Here is a 24,052-nt window from a genome sequence, read left to right on the forward strand (position 1 = left end):
TCACACTATGGGGCATTCTACTATGGACAGTAAAATTGAAAAGCAACCATTCACACTCACAATGCTAGGGACACTCACTGACTTTACTCCTGAGTTAAAACAAATTGCGAAACCCACTCCTTATACCAAGGGAGCTACAGTAAAAGATTACCCTAAAGGAGAAACACTAAGTGTTGTCTCTTTTTTAATTAAAACAAATTCACCTGCTAAAACGACGAAGGTAGACGCAAAAAACCCTTATCCCTTGCAAGCAGATGAAATTACTGTAATTAATGGACCTAAAACAGATGGCTCCAATGTAGGAGAAAAAATTTCCCTGGGGCTGGCAGCAATATTGAAAGCAATAGCCCGAGGACAAACACTAATCAACATCATTGCGCATAGTAGAGGCGCGGTTGAATCGATTTTAATAGCTCATGAATTACAAGCAATACAAACAATGACTTCAGGATGCGCTACCTTTGAAGAAGTATTGAAACAGTTGGCTGAGCAGCAAACCAAACGATACAAGGGTACACCAACAAATAACACGCCAGATATTATAGAGCCTTTAAAATCCCAAATTAATCTCATACCCAAAGAAGAGCAAGAGCAATGGTTTAATAAGTTAAAAACAAATCTTCCACAGACATCACTAAACTTTTTTGGTATAGATCCTGTCCCTGGAGATTGTTTCCCAATTACTTGGTATGACGAACGTTTTTTTATATTACCGGAAATTATAAAAAATGCTGAATTAATTTATTATGCAAACGAGCGTTCTGATTGGGGATTTACCCCAATTTATCCTGAAGTAGTCTCTAAAGAAAAACAAAATCTTGTTTGTTATTCTATGCCAGGGCATCACGGGACAGGCTCAAATGGAAATGATGGTTCCCAACAAGGAATAATTGTCTGCCCTGATGGTTATAAAACCACCCATGTCCAAAAATTAATGATATATAAGATACTTAATTTCTTAAATAAGCACCAAGTAGCGTTTAATGATGGCACCCAGATCTTTCATCAGTATACCGCTTTAGGCAGAAAATATTCGGGAGCCGATGCTGAAGCGAAATCAATTAAGATAGCCGCACTTGATTTTCCAACTATTTTACGGACACTTTATGCTGCAATTGCCAAAAACCAAATTGGGTATGATGCATATAATTCAACCCATTATTCCTACATGGGTCTCACTAAGCAACGCAGAATTTTACATAAAGGACGTATTTACGGCCTCTTCAACGAGGTCTTTACCACCTACTCTGGCTATGTTAATGAAGAACATGCCTTATTAATGCAAACACATTTTTTTAAAATTTTTGGCCTTGATACCAAAAGAAAAAACCTTGCTGAGATGATTAATACCGCAAGCTCAGTCCTGGAAGAAAACATTAAAAAAATTACCAATAAAGAAGCATCCATTCTGGATTCTGAAGTGAATCGTAAAAATGTATTGGAAACATTTGGTATCGTGATTCGTCAGGTAAGTCAGCAATATTTAACTGAGAATTGGTCCTCAATTGAAAAAGAACAAGAAAAAGAAACGCTATATCAAGCAATTATTGATATTTTAACTAAATTTAAAGAGCTGTCTGAATCAGATAATTTAACGATTAAACAGTTTGTTGCCGAACTCCTTGAATTAAGTTTCACGAGTATAAATCATACATTAGTTGTTCGCGCCCATGCTTTGAAAAAAGACTTTAATTACTTTCAAGAATCTATAGATATTCGTTTAATCCACTTTTTTAGTGCCTTATTGATGCAATTAAATCACATCGAAAATAGCCCCTCCGTTCTCGATGAAATTATGAGTTCTGAAGAATATAAAAAATTACCCGACCATCCCTCAGCATGCAAAATAGCCCATATTTATAAAAAATTGTCTGGAAAAGGCCTAGAGAAATACACCATTGAGCAACTTACCCAAAGCTATGAAGAACAATTTGCTGATCCTATTGAAGATTTTGCAAAGCTTTATCAGCAAATTCAAACCTTTATCTATGACCTGGCTGCATTACGCAGTATAGTCCCTAGCAAAAAAATTGAAGTAGACGAACTGTGCTTGCTAAAACAAGCTAATGGATTAGTCACAACGGCTGCAGAGCGATTTTATAAAAACAGACCATCGCACGAACTTCCTCCTATTGCGGGAACAGATTTATTCATGAAGCTGGCAGAACAACATGCTATTGAACATTTTGGTGTAACTGATCGCAGTAAAGAAAAAAATAAGGAGCCAGAAAAAGCTAATGTGGGGACAGGCGGTTACCTTTCAGGAGCGTTCTCTTTCTTCTGGAACCCGATGTCAAGAATGATATATGGCACGTCAGTTACCACTCCTCCTAATGGAGAACTTACCCAGAAAGAAAGCGTCACGCCAACTCCTACATAGTTATTAATTCCAATTCCGTAAGATGATTTAAAAACACCGCAGATATAGGTAGGTTACAACCTGCCTATGGCTTGCTAAAGAACTAAATGCCGTTATTTTGTCCTTTAATTACACTTATAGATTATTTATGTATCAATAAATAAAATTTTAATGCTGTTAATATTAAATTAATACTAAAGTGTTACTATAGACCTGTAGCGATATTAAACTCCTAGATTATAAATCACTCACTCTATCGCTACATCCTTCTAAGGTTTGCACACATAGAACAAGCCAGCGCTCCGGTTCGAAGAATACCTTCATAGCTCCATTCCAGGAAATGGGCCGTCAGTAGAAAGTCCACCACAACACAAAGGGTATTATTTATTGACAGAATTGTTTATATCTGTACAATATAAAAACATCAGCAACCTTAAGCATAGGATAAAATGCTATTTTCTACTCAATTGCTCACTATGGAGACTGCAAGCCAGATCAAATATGCTCAAGAATAAAAATAACCCAATTCAATTTTCAGTAGTCAGAGAAGACCCGGAAATCGAGAAAAAAGTAATCCTTTCCTCGGGTGCAAAGGAAATTCTTCTCATTGCCTCGGGAGGCTGTACTGCGCTTTCCCTACAGGCTTACTTTCCTCATCTTCGGTTCACTTTAGTAGATCCGAATCGAGCACAGATTAAATTAATACAAGAGAAAATAAGGGCCTTAGAGGAATCTTCCATCACAAAAAAGAAAGGGGCTTTTAATGTAGAAAATGATTCTCCATTTGGTCTCAACGAGAGAGGAAATTTCGAGTCACTTTTCCGTTCGTTTAGAAACTTCATTACTGAGTTTATTTTGCCTTCGGAAGAGCTGAAGGAACTTCTGACCCAGCCTTTAGGCAAATCTCATACCTCTCATATCAGAACTGTGTTGTTTGAACACAAATATTGGAAGGTTGCCTTTGATTTGTTTTTCCACCACAATTTTCTTGAAGCCATGTTTGGGCCAGAAGCTGTACAGCACGCTCCTAGAGACTCCTACCCTGAATATTTCAGGAAGGTGATCGAGCAAGGACTGGAAAAGGAAGACATGTCCAGAAATTATTTTATTCATCATCTATTTTTAGGACATTATATCGACCAGGAATCCTGCCTTCCTTATTATCTCTGTGCGCCAACTCCGAAGTATCATTTTGAGTTCTTCAATAATACTATCGACAAAGTCGAAAGTTTTCACTCATTCGATCTTGTGAATCTTTCCAATATTTTTGATTGGATGGATGAAGACAAGATTGAGAATCTGGCCAATCGACTCAATCTTGAGATGAAGCCAGGAGCACGGTTGTTAACACGTCAACTCAATAATCAAAAAGATTTTATGAAGTACTTTTCCAGTCATTTTGAGCTTTTGTGTGATGAAAGTGCAGAGTTACTGACAAGCGATAGAAGTCTATTCTATTCACAAATCAATTATGCCTTGAAGGTAGAATAAGTATGGATCAGTTAATCGAGCAAATTCTCCAAGAAACAAATTACTTAAGTAATTCCTATTTTGTCCATCTACAAGACGGGACTTTTGATAAAAATGATTTCGTAGAAACACAGATTCAATTTTACTCTGCTGTTGATTTTTTCGCCCGCCCCATGGCTGCATTGGTATCCAAGATTCCTTGTCCTGAGCAAAGACTCGGGATTTTGCGAAACGTGTGGGAAGAACACGGAGAAGGTGACCGCGATCGGTTTCATAAATTTACCTTTCTGGTCTTTCTCCAGAGATTGAATGGATGTACTTTTGAAGACGTGAAAGCTCGCGTTTTATGGCCAGAACTTCGAATTTTTAACACGGCTTTGGAAGGCGTATGTAATTCCGATCATTACTTGCTCGGAGTCGGGGCGATGGGAATAATTGAAAGGATGTTTTCCGATATTTCATTTTTTATCGGACGAAGCGTGGTAGCGCGCGGCTGGATCACTCCTGGCCAGCTTATCCATTACGACCTTCATGAGAAATTGGACATCAAGCATGCGGAGGATTTCTTTACGATTCTACGAACTGCTTGGCATGCAGAACCTGAATCGCGAAACTCTATTGAGCAAGGGCTTCGCTTGGGAGCAACCCTTTTTAATGGATTGTATGAGGGACTATTTCGCGCACGAAGCAGACGTTGGATCAACGGCAGTCTAGCAAATCCTAGTATTACAGAAGCTAAATTGACTGAAAAGAAACAAGTATCTGTAGCAACAGCGGTATCTGTTTCATGAAATTAGTGCGTTTGACTCTTGAAAATATGAATCTTTATCTCACCCAGATTCTTGATTTGGAACGAGAAGTCACCTATCCCTATGGAGATAAGTTTTTTAAAATTGATCATGGTAAAGATTATTTTGCCTTTTTTGAACGATTGGGAAAACTCTATTACTACGTATTCGTCGACAAACATCGCGTTGCTGGAGTAGTTGCCGCAGTTTTGAGAACTGTTCCATCTCGCATCGGCCTGAAAAAAATTTGGTACTATTGTGACCTGAAAATTCATCCAGACTATCGAGGCCAGCACTTACCTATCAAAATGGCTTACAAAATATATTTACGGAATTTGCTAACCAGTTGGAATGGTTTTGGCATTTCCATGAATCCTACGACAGGAAGCAGTCAAAATCGAGTGAAACGTCTCACAAGATGGCTCAAATGGATTCCCGTCAGAGATACCCAGCTTAGTCTATTTTCGTTAGACTATGCCTCGATGCAAAAAGCCCAGCCCATTTTGGAACGGTATCGAGGAGATGTTCGGTTTCTGTCGCTGGAAGGAATTAAAGATCTCGTTTTGACCCATGATCAAAGTAGAATCCCGGTTTTGCATGCACAATTTGGAGAAATGGGGAAAGGATCTGAGAAAAAGTACGAGCCGCAGGAGGGTCATATCCACATGTTTTGTGCGACATCCGAAGATCCCCTGATTGAGGAGCTTTCAGGGATGCAGCTTTTTCCTTCTTCTACGATCACATTACTCAATTGCGGTACACAACCACAAAATTGGGATTGGATATTAACCAGCGATCTCTAGAGTCAATTTGATGAGCGGAAAACAAACCTATGGGACAAGCACATTTTAACGGGTTGGTATATACATTAGCTAATGAAGATTCGGTTGTCGAATCGGAGCTTCTTCCTGACCATACAGAGAGAGTCATAGCGATTGCGGGGAGCGGAAGCAGAATCATTCCTCTTTTAACCAAATCACCGCAAGAGCTCATTTGTGTGGATCTCTCTTTAGAGCAACTTTATTTGACGGAATTAAGAATTGAAAGTGTAAGACACTTGAATCACAATGAATTTATTCAATTTCTTGGCTATCCAACTGCAAGCAGCTCTACTCAAAGTCGAGAAGATCTTTTTAAGAAGATAATCACATTACGTCCAGAAACCCAGGAGTATTTTTTAAACGTGTTTGGAAACAGCAATTGGAGCCCGCTTCTTTACTCTGGAAAATGGGAACAAACCGTCCGCAAATTCAGTATGGTTATTCGCAAATTCGTAGGAAAAAAGGGATTAAAAATTTTTGACTGCAAGACCCTGGAGGAGCAAAAAACTTACTACACTCATAAATTTCCCAAAAAAGCATGGCACTTTTTTTTGCGAATTTATGCTGCATTGATGGCAATCACCTGGAAAATAAAACCAGGTATATTTCCCCAGGTAGATCCCAAAATCAGTTTCTATCATACCTACAAGAAGTGTTTCGATCAGATGTTTTTGAATACTTTGGCAAGAGAAAATTACATGCTCCAATTGATCTTCTTTGGAGAGATTATTTTCTCAGAAGCATTGCCAGTAGAATGTGACCCAATCGTATTTTATCAGGCAAAAAAAGCACTACTCCAAACTAAAGTCAGTTACATCCAGGAAGATATCATTTCAACTCTGGAAAAGAGTGAAAATAAGAGCGGATTTATTTCACTTTCAAATGCACCTTCTTATTTTCCGAAGGAAATGGCCCAGAGCTATCTTAGTCGAATTGCCTCACAACTTTCTGAGTCTGCGACACTTGTAGTCCGGAATTTCCTGAATGACCCAACTATTGCTTGTCTCGACGGCTTTACAGATGTTTCAGAGCACTATTCTGATATCCTTGCCAAGGAAATTACAAAAACCTACGAGATACAAATTTTTCGATACTCAGCCAGTGAGTAAAAAGGATACTTTAATATAAAAGAACAAAACATCCCTAGACCATATTGATAGCAAACTGAGAAAAATTTAAATGGGATTAAGTGGAGATTTCCGTGATTCTTTGTTTACCAAAAAAACTTTAAAACAAATCCCTTCCCGCAGTCCATGATGATAAAGCATAGGATTTCTTATGAAACAAGCGGCAAAAATTAGCAAAAAAATGTTTTGCTATTGCCATGGATTGGGGTAAATACAGTTTGGTCTCTGCATGAATCGCATGAATATCTTCATGTTTTAGATAGCGGCGTAGATGCTCTAAATAATCTGGATGCTCAAGCCAGCGTTGAATCAAATTGGCATCGACTTCCAAATGAAATTGGAGTCCTACACTATTATGATGACTAAAAGCTTGCACGCACTGACTGTTTTCTAAAAGAACCTCAATACCTGGGGCTGTCTGATTTGCAAATTGATGCCATTGAAAAACATGTATGGGAAGATCAAACAATCCAAATAAATCATGTTCACCACATTTACCTACTCGTGTCCATCCAAGTTCCGGTTTTTCTAAAGCATAACAGCTGCCACCCAAGGCTATATTCAGTAGTTGGGAGCCTAAACAAATGCCTAATATTGGGACTTCTTTGGCAATTGCCACCTGCAATAATTCTATTTCGTGAATTAGATGTGGGTACAAATCAAGCTCATTAGGATGCATGGCACCACCGAGGACAACAATGCCATGATAACGATTCATATCCACTCGCTGATGGGGATCTCTGGCAAAATTAACATAGCGAATACGCAACTTCATCCTTCTTAAAGTATGAATAATGATACCCAATGGCTCATAAGGAGAATGTTGTAAAACCAGAATTCGTGCCATTATTATTTTATTTGAATGTGTTATTTTTAAGTATAGCCTGATGACTTCGGTAATTTAAATCCAGGGACAGCTCTTTTTTCCTTCATAGCACATGTCTACAGACTCGGTGTTCATAACAAAAAAGCCTGGTTGCAAGAAACTGTCTCTTGATCACCTTTCTGCCTACACCTCGTGACTTGTTCCTGAGAGATCCACGCGAAATTTGAATGTCACTTTATGTTTTTAAATGAACTATACTCGACGTTCTACGTACTGCGCTTTATGCATGAGAACTCCCCAGATAGGAGCAAAGAAAGAAGGAATGAGTAGACGTGCATAAAAATTAATGATCAAATTGTTTTGCCGACAATTTTGATTAAGGAAAATTTATGCACGTGAAGTAATTTTTACATAATTTATTGTTTCGTACCATCCATGGAAAACGATTAAGTCCTCTTTGTTTATTCGTAGAAGCATTAATTAGAGAGAAGAAACTCTCGTTAACCCGGCTGGGACGAGCGTTAAAGAATAAAACGCAAGAAAAACACAATATTAAGCGATGCGATCGTTTTTTAGGTAATAAATTATTACATCAAGAACGACAGAGCATCTACAAAGAGGTAGCGCATCGCTTAATTGGTACTATAGAACGCCCGCTCATTTTGGTTGATTGGAGTCATGTCCCGAATACGACCCATTATTTGCTTAGAGCCTCATTAGTTGCTAAAGGCCGAGCCTTATCGATTTACGAAGAGGTATTTACGAAACAATATGAAAATAGCAATAAAGCCCATCGCCAGTTTTTGCACCATTTAAAAACCTTATTACCTGAAACCTGCCGTCCGATATTAATTACTGATGCGGGTTTTTATAATTCATGGTTTCGTCTTGTACTCAATCAAGGCTGGGATTATATTGGACGAATTCGGGGCATAAAGCCTGTACGATCCCCACAAAATTCAAAGAAAGACTGTAGTGGGGGTCTGTGTTGTGGCATTTAGCTCAGAGAGTAGAGGTAATAAATTTTGAAACTGTTTTACTTTGAGAGAGATTCCTTTTTTGAGAGCTTCGCGCCCTAAATAGACCAGGGATAAAATGTTGGTGAATTTTGAAGAGTGAGCCTGAAAGGAAGATGCATATCCTTTACGCTTGGTAAAAATGCCAGCAAGCCAACAAGCAAAAGTAGAGATAGCAGCAATAAGCAGTAATATGCTCATTCTTTGAGGAGAACGAGAAAGACTTTCTTTCAATCCAAACCCATAACGAGTACATTTTGTATCACGAAAATTTTCTTCTATTTGCATGCGTTGCCGATAAATATTCACAGCGTATTCAGCGGTGTTTGTTGAGGTCAATGAAGTGACCAATAACCAAGGCTCACGATGAGCTCTAGCATATCGTTTACTCATTGCATCACGCCTACCTTTCTTGTATTCACTCTATGACGACCTTTAGAGAGGCCTTTATAGAGTATAAAGTGAGCAGGGATTTGTTCTTTCTCTGTAAGAAGGCCCTGCCCCAAGTAGTTAGGTTTGGCTGTGGCTTGTTCATAATAGATATGACTTAATTGCCAAGTTGCTGTAGCCTCTAAATATATCGCATTCTTATGGCGTAATCGGCCTAAAAAATCCCAATCAAGCGCTCGAACATAGGAAAACCAAGGCGCTCTAAATCCCGCATCGGTAACAATAATAGGTTGTACAGAGCTCGGTAAAATAGCTTTTAGATTATTTAAAAATTCTTTATGAGTTTGATGGTTATTTTGTTTTTTCTGTGGATGACATTCTTCGTAAATCACAATCGAGCGTCCTTGCATCGACAAGGAGGCTCTCAATAAATAGAGTTTAGTCTGCGAACATATACAGCTCCAATCAACATGAATCCAGGGGCGTCTTTGTGCTGCTAGTAGATAATGACTCATTGTCCTATAAAATTCAATCGCTTCTTTTTGTAATCGCGTATTCCCTAATAAGCGGTCTATCCTTTTTATATTGCTGCGAGTCTTAACTTTAGTATGAGGCAAATGACGGCCAAGCGATGTCAGCGTTAATTTATTTACCTTAATTAACGTCGATGAAGCCATGATTAAATTGTGTAAGCGTGATTTATGAATAAAAGGTAATTCTTTTGCTAATGTTTTGTGTAATAATTGCATCAGGTGCATGACGTCGATCTTTTATTGTTGTGGAACTCTATTGGATCATAATCCGTCATGCACTTTCAATACCATTATTCCTATATTTCAATGCCTTAAACCAAATTTTTTTGTCTATCTCTCAGGCATAAAGCGCGGTAGGTAGGGGATTAAATTTCGCGTGGATCTCTCAGGACTTGTTCGCGGGGTCCAGTGTTTTAGGGTAGAGCTCATGGATCCCGCGGACAAGCCGCTGGACGTCGGAATAGGGCATGGCCTGGTTTTTCAGCAATGTGAAGAAGATTCAGTTGCTTGCAACCAGGAATTTTATTCATTATACAACGCAGTTGCCGACAACCACATGACGGTCGTCCGGGCTATTGATATATTGTTGGATCGCTTCAATACGTAATACTTTAATTCTTCTATTGATTTCGTGACCGATGTATTTCGAAGCGAGTTCTTTAGTGTCAATGGATTTGGCGGCTTGAAAGGCATTACGTACTTGTTCTACATAAGACGGTTCTTGTGTACACAGCTCAAAAATATGTAAGCAATTGTCAAAACGTTCTTTATTATGGAACGCGCCAATGTTTGTCAATAAATCCAATAACCCTACTGCATCCAGTTCAGGAACACGTCGAAATTGCGCCATATGTTTACTTGTTAATAACGCTAAATCACGGTATTGATTTGGTATGTTGTATCGTTTGCACAACACGCTTATTTCATCTGGAGGCTGGTTGTGCATCAAAACAGCGAAGCGAACGTATGCTGAATATTTATGATCAGCTGCTCGTTGCAACGCTTTGATGCTGGAGTCTGATATGTCCATATCAGGAAATAAAATATGCTTTGCACCACATTGTTTAAGCACATCGAAGAAATTTTCCAGATATGCTCCCATAAGCGCACGCTCCAGTTCCTTCCAGATTTGCTCAGAGCTCAGTTCACTCACTGTTCCTTCAGCAACCATCTGTTTCATCAGCACCATCGTTTCTGGAGCTACTTTAAAGCCTAAGCAAGCGGCAAAACGTGCTGTACGTAATAATCGAAGAGGATCTTCAACAAATGTTGGTGATACATGCCGTAATATACGACGCTCCAAATCAGCTTTTCCATTATAAGGATCGATCAATTCACCCAGTTTTCCTTCTTCAAGTGGTAAAGCCATGGCATTTATCGTCAAATCTCGCCTGCTTAAATCGTCCATTAAAGTAATCGTAGGAGAGATGTCAAACTCAAAACCAGCATGTCCACTTCCTGTTCGAGTTTCGCATCGGGCAAGGGCATACTCTTCATTAGTGTCAGGATGTAAAAATACAGGAATAGCTTTTGCTTCTCGGCTGCTAGCTACTGGTTTATAGCCCAGCTTTAGCATATCATCCCAGGTTGCACCTACAACAACCCAATCATTATCTTTGGGGCGAAAGCCGCGTAATTTGTCACGGACTGCGCCTCCTACTAAATAAATTTTCATAAGATTTAAAGTATAAAATTTGTAATAAACTGTGTATTTTATACACAACAAGAAAAAACATCAATAATTGTGATTATCTTTTCGTCTATTATTTGGCTGCTGTCATTTTGTGAATTGCTCTCATACTTGAAATCTTAGTCAAATGGAGCGAGGATAATAAAAAATATTACTTATATTAAAAAAAAATGAATTTATTTAGCGCTGCGGTTCAAGTTATTCCGGCTGGAGAAAATGTTGTACAGACAACTCCGCGGCCTTTTACATCAGTATTTTTATATGCACAAATCTTAAGCATTCTAATTGGCGTTATCTTTCTTTTCATAGCGTTTTATATCCTTCGTCCAAAAGAAAAAGAGCAAAGACGCATCCAAGATCAATTTTTATTTTATTTGATCTTGGGGATTTTTTTCATTAGTTGCCCTTTTTTAATTGAATATTTTGGATAATTGATACAGAACCTATTGGCCAGTTTTTAATTCAATATCAAAAATCAACAGACTTTCATTTAACTGCCTTACTTCATCAGGCAAATTGGAGCTGCAAGTCTGAAAATACTCTATTTTTCAACTAAAATTTAAATAATCATTAAAAAATAGGCATCGACACATGTTTTTAAATGAAAAACTAAATACACCCTCTTTGGCTTTTTTTAAATGAAAGAAAAAAACGTTTTAAAAAAAACAGTTTTATATAATCTGGCTGTTGCCTTTTTTTATGTTTCAAGTGGCCTTTTAGGACTCATGCTTGCTGTACCTCCAGGTTATGCCACCACAATTTGGGCACCATCAGGAATTGCACTTGGCTCAGTTCTTGTATGGGGGTTACGAACTTTACCAGGCATCTTCATTGCTTCGTTCCTCCTTAATTCTTATGTAACATTCAATAATGTAGGCAATATATTTGAGTTTTTAAATTTATTCACCGGATTAATAACAGGCACTGGAGCACTACTTCAGGCATTATTTGGCTGGTGGCTTGTCAAACATTTTATTAGCTTAAGTAATCCATTGCATCTCCCTAAAGATATTCTTGTTTTCGCACTGCTTACCGGTCCAGTTTCTTCTGTTATTGCTGCAACCATTAGTAATCTGGGGTTATGCTTGTTAGGAATAATATCCCCTGAAAACTTTTCATTAAGCTGGGTTACCTGGTGGATAGGAGACAGTATTGGAGTACTAATTTTTACTCCGGTTTTTCTGATTTCATTTGCCAAGCCTAGAAAATTATGGCAACGCAGAAGAATACCCATTCTACTTCCTTTATGTTTGACGTTCATTATAGTTGTGATTGCCCATATATTTTATAGTCATGCAGAATCAAAACGAGTGCAATCAAAATTCACTGAATTAACCCATTATAAATTGAGTCAACTCACTGAGAAGCTGAAATTAGTAAATGAAACCGCTCATACAATTTCTCTTTTTCTTGCTACAACTCCCATTATAAATAAAGAAAAATTTCAACATCAAGGCGCTTTATTATTACGGGAATATCCAATGATTCAATCCATACAGTGGGTACCTAAAGTAATCAACCGCGATGATTTTGAAAAAAAATATCACTCTGAAATTTTGGATAGCTCTGGGAATCCTTCTAAGAAGAAATCAGTGTATTACCCTATTCTTTTTACAGTATCAAAAAATAATAATATTTTTCCTAATGGTTATGATCTATTCACAAATCCAGATCTTGTTAATCGTCTTAATACGCCAAATAATACTCCGAACGATTCCCCTGTAATATTAGGCAATGGAGGTAAAATCGATAAGATGTTCATTATTTCTGAGGTATATCGTGGAAATGAACTTGCAGGATTTACTATTTTACAAATTAATTTTACTAAGCTTTTTAATCAAATTTTTGATAATTTTTTAAATTACTCAAACTTCACGATCCAAGTAAATTCACCTGACTTAAATATCAAGTCTACTTTTGAAATTTATAATAAAAAAATACAGCAGGATCAAACTGAGTTATTTAGTCTTTCTTATAGACTATATTTTTCCGACTCAGTATGGAATATCACTGCTACTTTATCTCCGTATTTTATCCATAGTGAATATTCTTGGTATGTATGGTCTGCCTTAACAGCGACTCTATTTTTTTGTGTACTGATGAATATTATTTTATTTATTCTCTATGGACAGCGTTATTTAATACAATATTTTGCCAATGCAAAAACCATGCAACTAAGAACAGAAAAAGCAAAAAACCTCCTCTTATTAAATGCAGCTGGCGAAGGCATACTACGAATAGATTTAAATTATAAAATCACTTTTATTAATCCAGCTGCTGAAAAATTATTGGGGTATTCAAGTAATGAATTAAAAAATGAATTCATAACTAAAATTCTTAATGAACAAATAACAGCCCCTTCTTCTGACTCAATTGAGCATTCATCGATTTATCAAGCCATCCAGGAGAAAGCAATAATCAAGGCAAAAGAAGCGGTATTCTGGAAAAAAGATCATAGTTATTTTGGAGTGGAATATACCTGCATCCCTATTATAATAAATCATAAGCTTACAGGAGCTGCTATTATTTTTAGTGATATTACTGAACGACTTGAAAATGAGAAGAAGCTGATAAAAATGGCTCATTACGACCCTTTAACCAAATTACCTAATCGATTAAGCTTTTTCGACTATCTGGAGCACACCTTAGCCCGATCGTTAAGAAATAATTCTCAATTAGCTGTATGCTTTATTGACGTTGATAATTTTAAAATTATTAACGATACCTTTGGGCATGTTTGTGGCGATAAACTATTAATGGCTTTGCCTGGAATTATAACTCCCCACCTGCGAGAAATGGATTATTTTGCAAGAATCGGTGGAGATGAATTTGGATTGATTATTGAAGAAATACATCACATTGATGAGTTGATTAAAGTATTCGAGCGAATTTTAGCAGATTTTCATAATCCGATTAAAATAGATGACCACTTCATCAAAACATCCATCAGCATTGGAGTTGCAATGTATCCCCAAGATGGTTCAGATACTCAAACACTTTTTATGAACGCTGATACTGCCATGTATCATGCTAAAACAAAGGGCAAATCCACCTTCTCTTTTTTTAAATGATGAACTTTTGACTGAGCATCGAATTAAAGAAAAATAATCTATACTTAAAGATGAAACTCAACTAGCATAAATATGGATAATATGAAACAAACAGGGATGGTGCTACAAGGAGGTGGGGCGCTAGGAGCTTATGAGTTCGGCGCCTTAAAACGTCTTTATGAAAATCCTCAATTTTCACTCGATATTGTTTCAGGGGTTTCTATAGGTGCTATAAATGCTATAACCCTTGTCGGCTCTAAAGATGAGCCCATTGCAACTCTTGAAGCAATGTGGGAAGAGTTTACGATTTTTTCATCTCCTTTATTAAATGATAAATTGAGTTCTTATTTGGCTTTATTTGGCAATCCATCCTTTTTTTATCCACGAATTGACTACTGGAATTTAATGGATTGGACTAGTTTTTATTTCACTAAACCTTTGCACCAGTTATTAGACAAGTATATTGACTTTAAAAAAGTAAATGATAGTGCTACGCGTTTAATTCTTACTGCAACAGATGTTGCAACGGGCAAGGTAAAAACGTTTACAAACCAAGGTAATGATCGAACGGAAATTACCCCCTTGCATGTTTTGGCAAGCGGCAGTTTACCTCCTGGTTTCCCTATGACCATGATAAAAAAAACATATTATTGGGATGGAGGGTTATTTGAAAATACACCGCTCTCCCCTGTTTTAGAATGTCTTGATCCTGATCCTGAGGTAAAAAAGCAAATTATTGTCATCAATCTTTTCCCCAGCCAAGGCAAAATACCTGCTAATATGGCTGACGTTTTTGACCGCATTTTTGAAATTCAGTTTTCCAATAAGATCCGATTTAATAAAGAATTAACGGAAAAAATTAATGAATACATCGAAGTCATCAATGAAATTGACAAAATTATCCCTACTAATAGCCCTATTAAACAGCTACCGGGATATCAACGTCTAATCAATTACAAATACATAGAAAATATCCTTTACATTGAAAATAAAGATCCGGAAAATGTAAGTGCACCCTTTGATTTTTCTTCTAACACAATCAGAAAGAGAATCGCTGCGGGTTATCGAGACGCAAAGAAAATTTTAATAACCCTTAATTCTTGAACGAGTTACTTTAATTCAGCCCTTAATCCAGTTGCTTATAGAAAATACAGCTATGAAACCTGTATAATAATCAATCTATAACTATTTAAGGTTGTTTTTGCACCATAGCACAAGTTCTGGAGCATCAAGCCCCCTTTTAGGAAAATTAAATTTTTTCACCTTCGTGAGGTTTATGTAATGAAAATTTCCAAATTGAGCAGTTTAAGCGTTTTTATGCTCGGGTTGACTGGTTTGTTAACTATGAGTGAGTATGCTTTCTCCAAGAATCAATGTCAGGGTGGTGGGATGTCGGTTAGCTTTGACCTATCAAAAACCAACAACACCCATATTGAAAATAGAACCACATACATTGTAGTGCTCGGTATTGATCCAGCCACCAAAAAACATGCTTATGTAAAGTTTAATGATGGAAATCGTGTTGGTACGCTTGTTGATATTACTGATATCAATATGAATGGAAAAAACTATGGTATTTCCTTGTCCGAATTAATCCCCAATTCAGGAGGAATGGCGCAAGCCTGCATACCTCATCTTACTTCAGGGAGAATTTATATTTCTTTTGGAAATACCCTGGATATGCCTACAGACAAGGACACCCTAACCCCAAAACAACCTGATGTAAACAACCCTCAAACAACTACAAATGGAACACTTTTTGATAAGGTCGAGTTTAATTACAGTACTAGTGGTGAAACTGTGATTAACCCAACTGGCGTTGATTTTATTGCCATCCCTTATACCATTCAACAAGCAGGCCATGAATATGGACATTTTGGCGGACTCGATGCGGTTATTAAAAATATGAAAACAATCATTTGCCGTGCTGCAGGTAAAACAACAGACTCCCCTGAGTGTACTCAACGGTGGAACCATTCAGAATGGTCCAGTCTAGTTGTTTACAATTCAGCAAACTCTTTAATGCGAGTCGATGCTCCTGGCAGATTTGGCAATCGATTTAGTGGATATTTTACCAACTATATCAATGAACTGAGTAGGTACTATTCTTCTTCAGTAAATCGTTCCATTAAAATTGATTTAAACGAATTAAATAAAGGTATTTGGTCAGGAGCTTTTGAGCCCAACAGTCAAACATTAGTTTTTTCACGTGATGGCGAGCCCGGCTCTGAAACCTTATCTTATAATCTGGGTCCACCACAAGCCAGTAATTCAATTTTAATGGGAGCACAAACACCATTTAATAATAAAAACGCGGTGGATGCGACTATTGCACGCGATCTGACTTCTGCTATTGTTTCAGGTATGTTAATGCGTAAAGAATCAGCCTTTATTGGTAAAGATTTTTTTGATTCGCAAGGAAATCCGGTTTTCAGAAACAAACAACAAATGCAAGGGCTGTTAAAATACTACTTCAACAACGTTGATCATTCCGTTGACTACGTTGTAAATCAATGTGGCGCTACTAAAGATGCCCCCTGTGTGAATGTTTATTCCGAGGCTATGCATGCGTTGAGTTTTGATAAAAATATAGATCATCCACAAAATAGCTATTTAAATTCCTACGCTTTTTCCTATGATGATTTTCTAGGTATGGATGGTACAAATACACAGACCGATACAAAACCTGCAACAATAGTGATCGGCGATATGAAGAATCGAAAGATTCCACACATAGATCCCTGACAGTTGGAATAAATCTCATTCATTAATTGTAATTTAATCGAGAGCAACTCAAAGGAAGTAACTTATGTTTCCCAGAGGAAACGATGACCTTTGGGTAGTAACAAAAAAATAATGAGGCAAAAATGCAATACCCACTCCTTGTAATACAGCCATGTAGAACCATAGCTTTCACGAGAGCAGTCAAATCTGACGCCTAAAAACTAGCATTCTGAAGTATCACAGATATAATTAGTAACAATCACCACATAAGCAAAATCACTACTCATTACTTTAATTAAGGGAGATATTTGAATGGCAGATGAGGACAACAAACAAAAATTCACCACAACAGATTCAGGGATACCAGTAGCAAGTGATGAGCATTCTCTAACCATTGGACCAAACGGTCCTATACTTTTACATGATCATTACTTGATCGAACAAATGGCAAACTTCAATCGTGAAAAAATTCCAGAGCGTCAACCACATGCAAAAGGTGGCGGAGCATTCGGGCATTTCGAAGTAACCGAAGATGTAAGCAAATACACCAAAGCTGCTGTTTTCCAGCCAGGAACAAAAACGAATGTAGTTCTCCGCTTCTCAACTGTTGCAGGCGAGCGAGGAAGTCCTGATACCTGGCGCGATCCCCGTGGATTCGCTGTGAAATTTTACACCAGTGAAGGTAACTTCGATATGGTGGGTAACAACACCCCTGTTTTCTTTGTTCGTGATCCAATGAAATTCCAGCATTTTATACGCTCCCAAAAGCGTCGTGCCAATAACAACCTGCGTGACCATGACATGCAGTGGGATTTTTGGACTCTTTCTCCGGAATCTGCCCATCAAGTGACATGGCTGATGGGTGACCGCGGGATCCCCAAAAGCTGGCGCCATATGAATGGCTATTCAAGCCATACTTACATGTGGGTGAATACCCAAGGTGAAAAGTTCTGGGTAAAGTATCACTTCAAGACCGATCAGGGAATTGAGTTTCTAACGCAGCAAGAGGCTGATCGCTTGGCAGGGACAGACGGCGACTACCATACTCGCGATCTGTATGAAGCTATAGAGCGAAGCGAGTTTCCAAGTTGGACACTTCACATGCAGATTATGCCGTTCAAAGAAGCTGAGACTTATCGTTTTAACCCATTTGATCTCACAAAGGTATGGCCACACGCAGACTATCCTCTTGTCAAGGTTGGTAAGTTGACCCTGAACCGAAATCCAACGGATTACCACACTGAAATCGAGCAAGCTGCATTTGAACCTAATAATATGGTGCCAGGAACAGGGATCAGCCCGGATAAAATGCTTCTTGCAAGAGTATTCTCCTATGCTGATGCGCACCGAGCACGATTGGGCGTGAATTACAAGCAAATACCCGTTAATAAACCCCAATGCCCTATTCATTCCTACAGCAAAGATGGTGCAATGCGTGTTGAGAACGTCTCAGATCCTGTTTATGCCCCAAACTCAAAAGGAGGTCCAAAGGCAGATAGCTCAAAAAACCCAGAGGTAGCAACATGGGAAGCACATGGGGAATTCGTACGTGCAGCATATACTCTCCGCAAAGATGACGATGACTTCGGACAAGCAAATACCCTCGTACGCAAAGTATTGGATGATGAAGCACGTAACAGGTTAGTTAACAACGTCGTTGGCCACCTGAAAGATGGAGTCTCCGAACCTGTATTAAAAAGAGCATTTGAATACTGGAAAAACATCGATCAACAGATTGGCGAACGCATTGAAAAAGGTGTAAGGAAAGCTGGCAATTAAAAAATAACCAAGATCGGGTACTGCCTCAAGCAGTACCCGATCCATTTGAAGAGCGGGGGTTAAGCAGCTTATTCCTAAACTAGCTTCAAAAAACAATCAGTGTTACATTAAAAAACAAAGTCTTTACCTATTGGGCTATGCAAAAAATTCCTGGCATCCTCGCGTTTTTGAACCCCTATTTGCGGCAAAATAAACGCTATCTTTGGATTTTTTTTATTACAGTCATTGTTGCTGGATTTGAAAGCAGCTTTCAAGCCTATTTGATGAAGTGGGTAATCGATGTTGTCAGCTATACGCCCAAAGAATCGCTTTTACCTCATATCGTTCTCCCAGCATGTCTTTATGTCAGTATGGATCTTTACCATAATCTCACCATGCGCGCCTATTTATATGCCGCGATGAAAATGTACCCTACTGTTAAAGCAAAAATCATTAATGATCTTTTTCATTACATCAGCAAACACAGCATCCATTTTTTCCAAAGTAATTTGGCTGGAGATATTGCCAGTAAAATACAAGATGTTAGTAATGGTACAGAGCCGTTAGTCCGTAATTTTTTTGAAGGATTTATAGCAAGGCTGGCAACACCAGTTATCGTAACCTTTTTCTTAGCAACTATATCCTGGAGATTTTCCTTAATATTTATTATATGGACTGTCTTATTTGTTTCTATAACATTGAGGCTCTCTCAATCCGTGGGAAAATCCGCCGAACTCTTCGCCCGCAATAAAAATCAGATGAGCGGAAGATTGATTGATGTAATTAGCAATATCATTACTGCAAAAATCTTTGGTCAAACCCAGTTTGAAAAAGAACACTTGGGGCTAAGCCTAAATTCCTTAAAAGTTTCGGAACAACACGTTCAATGGGATTTACTCAAACTTCACTTTTTCCAAGGGTTGATGACATTCATTTTACTGGCAAGTTTTATGAGCCTTTTGATTTATGGACGTATTCATGCAGATGTAACGCCAGGAGATTTTGCTTTTGTGCTTACTTTACTCATCACGAGCCTAAATCATATTTATGTACTAGGACAAACCATAGGCAACAGCATTCAAGGTATTGGCGAATTTCGTCAAGCCATGAATGTACTGATGTTACCCCATGATGTGGTCGACCTTCCTGACGCGAAGCCCTTGGCACTCACAAGAGGGGTAATCGAGCTGCGCCACATAAATTTTGGATACGATCCTGAAATGCTTTTATTTAAAGATTTTAATTTATGCATTGAATCAGAAGAAAAAGTGGGTATTGTTGGAAGCTCAGGAGCTGGGAAGTCAACCTTAATTCATTTACTCCTGCGTCTTTTCGAACCTTTTCGAGGTGAAATAACTATCGATGGACAAAACATAAAAACGATCACCATCAACAGTTTACGACGCGCCATCACACTGGTCCCTCAACAAGTTGATTTATTTCACCGCTCCATCTTGGATAATATCCGCTACGGTTATCTGGAAGCATCTGAAGAAGAGATATATCGTGCAGCTAAGTTAGCTGAATGCGATGCATTTATCCAAAAGCTACCCGAAGGATATCACACTCTGGTGGGTGAACGAGGAATGAAACTCTCTGGCGGACAAAAACAGCGCATCGCTATTGCACGGGCTTATTTAAAACCAGCCAAAATTCTGATCATGGATGAGGCTACATCATCTCTCGACTCGATTACCGAAAGCTATATTCAACATGCTTTGACACACATCATGCAAGGTAAAACAACCATTATTGTAGCTCATCGACTTGCCACATTAAAACAAATGGATAGAATCCTGGTATTAGAGAAAGGACAACTTGTAGAACAAGGCCAATTTCAAGAGTTAATCCAAAGGGATGGACCATTTCATTACATGTGGAAACAACAGGCATTTATATGATTGTAACCACAGCCCTATAATCAATTGCTCGAAGAGTATAAAGAAAGTACCTTAATATTTTTTTGTTTGTCAAATCAATGAACTAGTTTATACTCATTTGCTTAAAGTCCCCTGGCGTAAGTCCAACATAAATAATTATATTTAACTAAATTGGTTTTAAAAATGAGACATTTTTTACTTAAGTTCGGGTTGTTTGGTTCAGGAATAGGCGGTGTTGTAGGATTAGGTTTGGGGGCCTCTTACGGTGGAGCATTAGGTGCAGCAGCAGGCGCTACTGCTGGACTTGTTCTTGGTCCTCCCGCTTTATTGATTACATCTCTGGCGATTGGTTTAGCATGTTTAACTGTCGCCGCTGCTGTAGCAGTGCCTTGCTTTCTTGGGTATTTATTAATGAGAGAAGTGCTTTTAGCATGTGCTGTTGGAACTCGAGATACCCTGGTTTGCTGTCTTGGTTAAACGAATCTGGACGGCATGAAGTGATTAAGCTTTTTTTTCTTGATAATCTCCTAAAATGACACAGACCAACCCTATAATTAACATGGCAAGAGAGATCAAAACACTGGGGGTTGGTTTTTCTCCAAGAAATAATAACGAACAAATAACCCCAATAATTGGTACACCCGTTAAAGATAAAGAGGTGGTAACAGCAGGAAAACGTTTGCTTATTTCAACAGCTCCCCAAAAAGCTAAACCCGTAGCAATCGTGCCAATATAAAGATTCAATAATATCGAGAATGTGGTCCAATGGATCATAGGATGTGGCTCAAAAATAAGAGCGCTGATTGCAAGGGTTATTGTTCCCACTAACAAATGCCACGGCATAAGTTGCAATATAGACGATTGTGAGGGAACAAAACGCACATGAAGAATAGCAATCGCCCATAATAGCGCTGATAAGAATAATGCAGCACTGCCTATTAACGCATTGTGATTTGACCAATTAAAATCAAATGGATTAAAAAGTACTATGATTCCTAAAATACCAATAGCTAAACCAAAAGCTTTAATTAAATTCAAACGCTCATTGAAAAAAATAATCGCTATAGGAGCCACCCAAAGAGGAGTGGAATAAACTAAAATAACTGCATGCCCTACCCCATTGTAGAAAAGGCCGAAATTAACTAATACGGTAAAAAGGCCAACTTGTAATACACCAACAGAAAACAAATGAGGAATATCCCCACGTTTTGGAAAAGTATATTTTTTCTGAATAATCACTAATAAAAAAAGAAATAAGCTGCCTATAAGCATTCGTGTGAAACCAAACCATTGGGGAGGAATAAAGTTCATTGCTAATTTCATTAAGGGCCAATTCATTCCCCAAACTAATAAAACAAAAGCTAATAATAAAATATTCATCATAATGCTCTATGCTAAGGTTTGAAAAAATTAACGTCCTTTAATAAAAATGAAAAGCCCTTTCTTTGGAGTTAATACGCTAAAAATATTGGTTTTGTGATTTCTTCATAGAGAGTGAAATGAGTATAACTCACTTACAATCTAATTAGATGAGAAAAGTGTACTCCTGCAGGGATAAAATTTATAAAATCTTTTCAAATAAATTATTTTACTCAACGATTTCTATGCGTCTTTTTTGATATAATTGACCTCATATGTTGCACATGGGGATTTTATGCCTTCGAATAAAGAAAGCTCAGCAGTTAATCAACGAAATGCGTAAAGCGCACCAGATACCGGAAAGCTCAATTAATGAACCAAAAGATTTACTGATGTAAGAAACCGAGTATCGCAAACCATTTTAGACTATTTAGACGAGTCTCAGAGGAGCGCAATTTGCAGCAATCATTTCAATAATGAGAACCCTGTTTTAAATTTTCCACGACCACTTCATCCCCTTTAAGGTATAAAGTTAAAACTATACCTTTAAAGGTATAAAATTGAAATTATCCATTTCAGGGTATATAATTAAAAATATCCCAAATAAGGTATATCCATTTATTCAGGAACGTTTATGCTAATTCACTCTCCTCTGGAACTGGCGTTGTTGATAAAAAATCAACGAAAAAAACTGAAGCTAAGCCAGGAAGAAGTTGCGGCTTTAGTAGGTCTAAAACAAAAAACGATCTCCGCCATGGAGAATAATCCGGAAAATATGAGATTAAGCACTTTATTTCGGATATTATCCGCGCTTGATTTGGATTTAAAAATAGCAGCAAAAAATGACTCCAATACAACAACCAATCAATGGAACAATGAATGGTAAGGAAAAATCAAATTCTTTATGTCTTAATGAATGGCATTTTGGTAGGGATACTTGAGAAAACATCTCAAGGGGGATTGAAGTTTACTTATCACCAAGACTGGTTAAATCAAGCGGGAGCCCGCCCCATTTCATTATCATTACCACTCGTTGAACAAACCTACGCTGGCGATGTAGTGTATAATTTTTTTGATAACTTGCTCCCTGATAATCAACAAATCCGCGCACGAATACAAGCACGATTTCAAATAGCAACTAGTCAACCTTTTGATCTACTGGCGGGTATTGGCAGGGATTGCGTGGGAGCCATTCAGCTCATCACTGCTCCATTAGCTAAATTCGAGAGAAAAATTAAATATAAACCATTAACAGAACAAAAAATTGCTTCAATTTTACGAAATTATCAAATAAACCCTCTAGGCATGAGCCAGGAAGAAGAAGATTTCCGGATCTCCATTGCGGGAGCCCAAGAAAAAACTGCTTTTTTATATCATGAGAACCAATGGTGCGAGCCACTTCAGGAAACGCCAACCACACATATTTTTAAATTGCCTATTGGTATTATCGCTCACCAACAGATGGATTTACGAGACAGTTGTGAAAATGAATGGCTGTGCTCTCTTCTGGCAAAAAGCTATGGATTACCAGCAGCCGACTGCGATATTCTTCATTTTGAAGAGATAAAGATTTTATCGGTGAAACGTTTTGATCGCCGGCTATCTCGGGATGAAAGTTGGATCATGCGCTTGCCTCAAGAGGACCTATGCCAAGCGTTAGGTGTTTCTTACAATATCAAATATCAATCGGATGGAGGCCCTGGTATTAAAGAGATTATGAAATTACTGCTAGGTTCAGCAAACTCGATTTCAGACCGCGATATGTTTTATCGTGCGCAAGTTTTTTTCTGGCTCATTGCTGGAATTGATGGTCATGCTAAAAATTTCAGTCTTTTTATCGAGCCTGAAGGAAAATTCAGATTGACACCTTTATACGACATCATGTCTGCATATCCACTGATAAAGAAAAAACAACTGCAAATTCAGAAAATTAAAATGGCGATGGCCTTAAAAGGTAAAAATAATCATTACCACTGGCATACCCTGCAACGCCGGCACTTTATAGACACTGCAAAAGAGGCAAGTTACTCTCCAGAAAGAGCAGAAATTATTCTTAATGAGATGCTGGCACAAACAGATTCTGTAATCCAGGAAGTCTCAAAACAACTTCCTTCCTCCTTCCCTAATAATATTTCTGAACCCATATTTGAGGGATTACGAAAAACAAAACAAAAATTAGAACAATAACGGTTTTAGATTTTAAATAAAAAATCAACTATTTTATCATCAAAAATTCTCATAATAAATAAGAAATTACAAAA

At 37.8% G+C, this 24,052-nt stretch carries 20 protein-coding genes; 15 read left to right on the plus strand and 5 right to left on the minus strand.

All coding sequences use genetic code 11. The features are described 5' to 3' along the window. The first annotated feature begins 22 nt into the window (after positions 1–22). The 5 genes from DY223_RS10360 (at position 23) to DY223_RS10380 (ending at position 6,547) form a co-directional block, all read left to right on the plus strand. Positions 23–2,380, plus strand: a complete 2,358-nt coding sequence (locus DY223_RS10360) for a hypothetical protein (RefSeq protein WP_058460026.1) — start codon at positions 23–25, stop codon at positions 2,378–2,380. A gap of 480 nt (positions 2,381–2,860) precedes the next feature. Further along, entirely contained in the window at positions 2,861–3,850 is a 990-nt protein-coding gene (locus DY223_RS10365) for a DUF3419 family protein (RefSeq protein WP_058460027.1), read from the plus strand. Positions 3,851–3,852: 2 nt separating this feature from the next. Beyond that, a complete protein-coding gene (locus tag DY223_RS10370; RefSeq protein WP_064115148.1) occupies positions 3,853–4,620 on the plus strand; it encodes an iron-containing redox enzyme family protein in 768 nt (255 codons plus the stop codon). Continuing rightward, entirely contained in the window at positions 4,617–5,420 is an 804-nt protein-coding gene (locus DY223_RS10375; protein WP_058460028.1) for a hypothetical protein, read from the plus strand. The genes DY223_RS10370 and DY223_RS10375 overlap by 4 nt, the downstream gene beginning before the upstream one ends. Before the next feature lie 29 nt (positions 5,421–5,449). Next, positions 5,450–6,547: a DUF3419 family protein gene (locus tag DY223_RS10380; RefSeq protein ID WP_058460029.1), complete on the plus strand. Its 1,098-nt coding sequence runs from the start codon at positions 5,450–5,452 to the stop codon at positions 6,545–6,547. Positions 6,548–6,665: 118 nt separating this feature from the next. Here the strand turns inward: DY223_RS10380 and DY223_RS10385 are convergent, their stop codons facing one another. Continuing rightward, positions 6,666–7,412 (minus strand): type 1 glutamine amidotransferase, encoded by a 747-nt coding sequence (locus tag DY223_RS10385; protein WP_174223909.1) that lies wholly within the window; start codon positions 7,410–7,412, stop codon positions 6,666–6,668. Between the two features lie 398 nt (positions 7,413–7,810). Here DY223_RS10385 and DY223_RS10390 point away from each other — a divergent pair, with 398 nt between their 5' ends. Next, positions 7,811–8,392 carry an IS4 family transposase gene (locus DY223_RS10390; RefSeq protein ID WP_058460031.1) on the plus strand — a complete coding sequence of 194 codons (582 nt, stop codon included), beginning with the start codon at positions 7,811–7,813 and terminating at the stop codon, positions 8,390–8,392. On the opposite strand, the gene DY223_RS10395 is transcribed toward DY223_RS10390, so the two are convergent. From DY223_RS10395 to DY223_RS10405, 3 genes are all read right to left on the minus strand, one after another. Beyond that, positions 8,351–8,800, minus strand: coding sequence for a hypothetical protein (locus tag DY223_RS10395; protein WP_058460248.1), 450 nt, complete (start codon positions 8,798–8,800; stop codon positions 8,351–8,353). The two genes, DY223_RS10390 and DY223_RS10395, sit on opposite strands and share 42 nt — an antisense overlap. After that, on the minus strand, positions 8,797–9,546 hold the full coding sequence (locus tag DY223_RS10400) for an IS4 family transposase (protein WP_160116276.1): 750 nt from the start codon (positions 9,544–9,546) through the stop codon (positions 8,797–8,799). The genes DY223_RS10395 and DY223_RS10400 overlap by 4 nt, the downstream gene beginning before the upstream one ends. A 313-nt stretch (positions 9,547–9,859) precedes the next feature. Then, on the minus strand, positions 9,860–11,005 hold the full coding sequence (locus DY223_RS10405) for a tRNA nucleotidyltransferase/poly(A) polymerase-related protein (RefSeq protein WP_058458180.1): 1,146 nt from the start codon (positions 11,003–11,005) through the stop codon (positions 9,860–9,862). A gap of 185 nt (positions 11,006–11,190) precedes the next feature. On the opposite strand from DY223_RS10405, the gene DY223_RS10410 reads away from it, so the two are divergent. The 7 genes from DY223_RS10410 (at position 11,191) to DY223_RS10440 (ending at position 20,909) form a co-directional block, all read left to right on the plus strand. Further along, positions 11,191–11,451 carry a hypothetical protein gene (locus tag DY223_RS10410; protein ID WP_058458099.1) on the plus strand — a complete coding sequence of 87 codons (261 nt, stop codon included), beginning with the start codon at positions 11,191–11,193 and terminating at the stop codon, positions 11,449–11,451. A gap of 207 nt (positions 11,452–11,658) precedes the next feature. Further along, entirely contained in the window at positions 11,659–14,091 is a 2,433-nt protein-coding gene (locus DY223_RS10415) for a diguanylate cyclase domain-containing protein (RefSeq protein WP_058458100.1), read from the plus strand. Between the two features lie 81 nt (positions 14,092–14,172). After that, positions 14,173–15,174, plus strand: coding sequence for a patatin-like phospholipase family protein (locus tag DY223_RS10420; protein ID WP_058458101.1), 1,002 nt, complete (start codon positions 14,173–14,175; stop codon positions 15,172–15,174). 177 nt (positions 15,175–15,351) lie between these two features. Beyond that, positions 15,352–16,815 carry a beta-1,3-glucanase family protein gene (locus tag DY223_RS10425; protein ID WP_082642391.1) on the plus strand — a complete coding sequence of 488 codons (1,464 nt, stop codon included), beginning with the start codon at positions 15,352–15,354 and terminating at the stop codon, positions 16,813–16,815. Positions 16,816–17,106: 291 nt separating this feature from the next. After that, the gene (locus DY223_RS10430; RefSeq protein WP_058458102.1) at positions 17,107–18,573 is read left to right on the plus strand and encodes a catalase; all 1,467 of its coding nucleotides are present in this window, start codon (positions 17,107–17,109) and stop codon (positions 18,571–18,573) included. A gap of 137 nt (positions 18,574–18,710) precedes the next feature. Next, positions 18,711–20,453 carry an ABC transporter ATP-binding protein gene (locus DY223_RS10435; RefSeq protein WP_058458103.1) on the plus strand — a complete coding sequence of 581 codons (1,743 nt, stop codon included), beginning with the start codon at positions 18,711–18,713 and terminating at the stop codon, positions 20,451–20,453. Positions 20,454–20,615: 162 nt separating this feature from the next. Continuing rightward, entirely contained in the window at positions 20,616–20,909 is a 294-nt protein-coding gene (locus DY223_RS10440) for a hypothetical protein (protein ID WP_058458104.1), read from the plus strand. Between the two features lie 24 nt (positions 20,910–20,933). On the opposite strand, the gene DY223_RS10445 is transcribed toward DY223_RS10440, so the two are convergent. Continuing rightward, positions 20,934–21,815, minus strand: a complete 882-nt coding sequence (locus DY223_RS10445) for a DMT family transporter (protein WP_058458105.1) — start codon at positions 21,813–21,815, stop codon at positions 20,934–20,936. A 610-nt stretch (positions 21,816–22,425) separates the two neighbouring features. On the opposite strand from DY223_RS10445, the gene DY223_RS10450 reads away from it, so the two are divergent. Both DY223_RS10450 and DY223_RS10455 read left to right on the plus strand, forming a co-directional pair. Then, on the plus strand, positions 22,426–22,677 hold the full coding sequence (locus DY223_RS10450; RefSeq protein WP_058458106.1) for a helix-turn-helix domain-containing protein: 252 nt from the start codon (positions 22,426–22,428) through the stop codon (positions 22,675–22,677). Then, the gene (locus DY223_RS10455; protein ID WP_058458107.1) at positions 22,671–23,978 is read left to right on the plus strand and encodes a type II toxin-antitoxin system HipA family toxin; all 1,308 of its coding nucleotides are present in this window, start codon (positions 22,671–22,673) and stop codon (positions 23,976–23,978) included. The genes DY223_RS10450 and DY223_RS10455 overlap by 7 nt, the downstream gene beginning before the upstream one ends. The last annotated feature ends 74 nt before the right edge of the window (positions 23,979–24,052 follow it).

The organism is Legionella bozemanae, from assembly GCF_900450575.1.
Taxonomy (GTDB): Bacteria; Pseudomonadota; Gammaproteobacteria; order Legionellales; family Legionellaceae; genus Legionella; species Legionella bozemanae.

What these genes read in the sequence shown, in the direction of transcription:
- DY223_RS10360 (WP_058460026.1), top strand. Translation starts at nt 23, where the DNA reads ATGGACAGTAAAATTGAAAAGCAACCATTCACACTCACAATGCTAGGG.
- DY223_RS10365 (WP_058460027.1), top strand. Translation starts at nt 2,861, where the DNA reads ATGCTCAAGAATAAAAATAACCCAATTCAATTTTCAGTAGTCAGAGAA.
- DY223_RS10370 (WP_064115148.1), top strand. Translation starts at nt 3,853, where the DNA reads ATGGATCAGTTAATCGAGCAAATTCTCCAAGAAACAAATTACTTAAGT.
- DY223_RS10375 (WP_058460028.1), top strand. Translation starts at nt 4,617, where the DNA reads ATGAAATTAGTGCGTTTGACTCTTGAAAATATGAATCTTTATCTCACC.
- DY223_RS10380 (WP_058460029.1), top strand. Translation starts at nt 5,450, where the DNA reads ATGGGACAAGCACATTTTAACGGGTTGGTATATACATTAGCTAATGAA.
- DY223_RS10385 (WP_174223909.1), bottom strand. Translation starts at nt 7,412, where the DNA reads ATGGCACGAATTCTGGTTTTACAACATTCTCCTTATGAGCCATTGGGT.
- DY223_RS10395 (WP_058460248.1), bottom strand. Translation starts at nt 8,800, where the DNA reads ATGAGTAAACGATATGCTAGAGCTCATCGTGAGCCTTGGTTATTGGTC.
- DY223_RS10400 (WP_160116276.1), bottom strand. Translation starts at nt 9,546, where the DNA reads ATGCAATTATTACACAAAACATTAGCAAAAGAATTACCTTTTATTCAT.
- DY223_RS10405 (WP_058458180.1), bottom strand. Translation starts at nt 11,005, where the DNA reads ATGAAAATTTATTTAGTAGGAGGCGCAGTCCGTGACAAATTACGCGGC.
- DY223_RS10410 (WP_058458099.1), top strand. Translation starts at nt 11,191, where the DNA reads ATGAATTTATTTAGCGCTGCGGTTCAAGTTATTCCGGCTGGAGAAAAT.
- DY223_RS10415 (WP_058458100.1), top strand. Translation starts at nt 11,659, where the DNA reads ATGAAAGAAAAAAACGTTTTAAAAAAAACAGTTTTATATAATCTGGCT.
- DY223_RS10420 (WP_058458101.1), top strand. Translation starts at nt 14,173, where the DNA reads ATGAAACAAACAGGGATGGTGCTACAAGGAGGTGGGGCGCTAGGAGCT.
- DY223_RS10425 (WP_082642391.1), top strand. Translation starts at nt 15,352, where the DNA reads ATGAAAATTTCCAAATTGAGCAGTTTAAGCGTTTTTATGCTCGGGTTG.
- DY223_RS10430 (WP_058458102.1), top strand. Translation starts at nt 17,107, where the DNA reads ATGGCAGATGAGGACAACAAACAAAAATTCACCACAACAGATTCAGGG.
- DY223_RS10435 (WP_058458103.1), top strand. Translation starts at nt 18,711, where the DNA reads ATGCAAAAAATTCCTGGCATCCTCGCGTTTTTGAACCCCTATTTGCGG.
- DY223_RS10440 (WP_058458104.1), top strand. Translation starts at nt 20,616, where the DNA reads ATGAGACATTTTTTACTTAAGTTCGGGTTGTTTGGTTCAGGAATAGGC.
- DY223_RS10445 (WP_058458105.1), bottom strand. Translation starts at nt 21,815, where the DNA reads ATGATGAATATTTTATTATTAGCTTTTGTTTTATTAGTTTGGGGAATG.
- DY223_RS10450 (WP_058458106.1), top strand. Translation starts at nt 22,426, where the DNA reads ATGCTAATTCACTCTCCTCTGGAACTGGCGTTGTTGATAAAAAATCAA.
- DY223_RS10455 (WP_058458107.1), top strand. Translation starts at nt 22,671, where the DNA reads ATGGTAAGGAAAAATCAAATTCTTTATGTCTTAATGAATGGCATTTTG.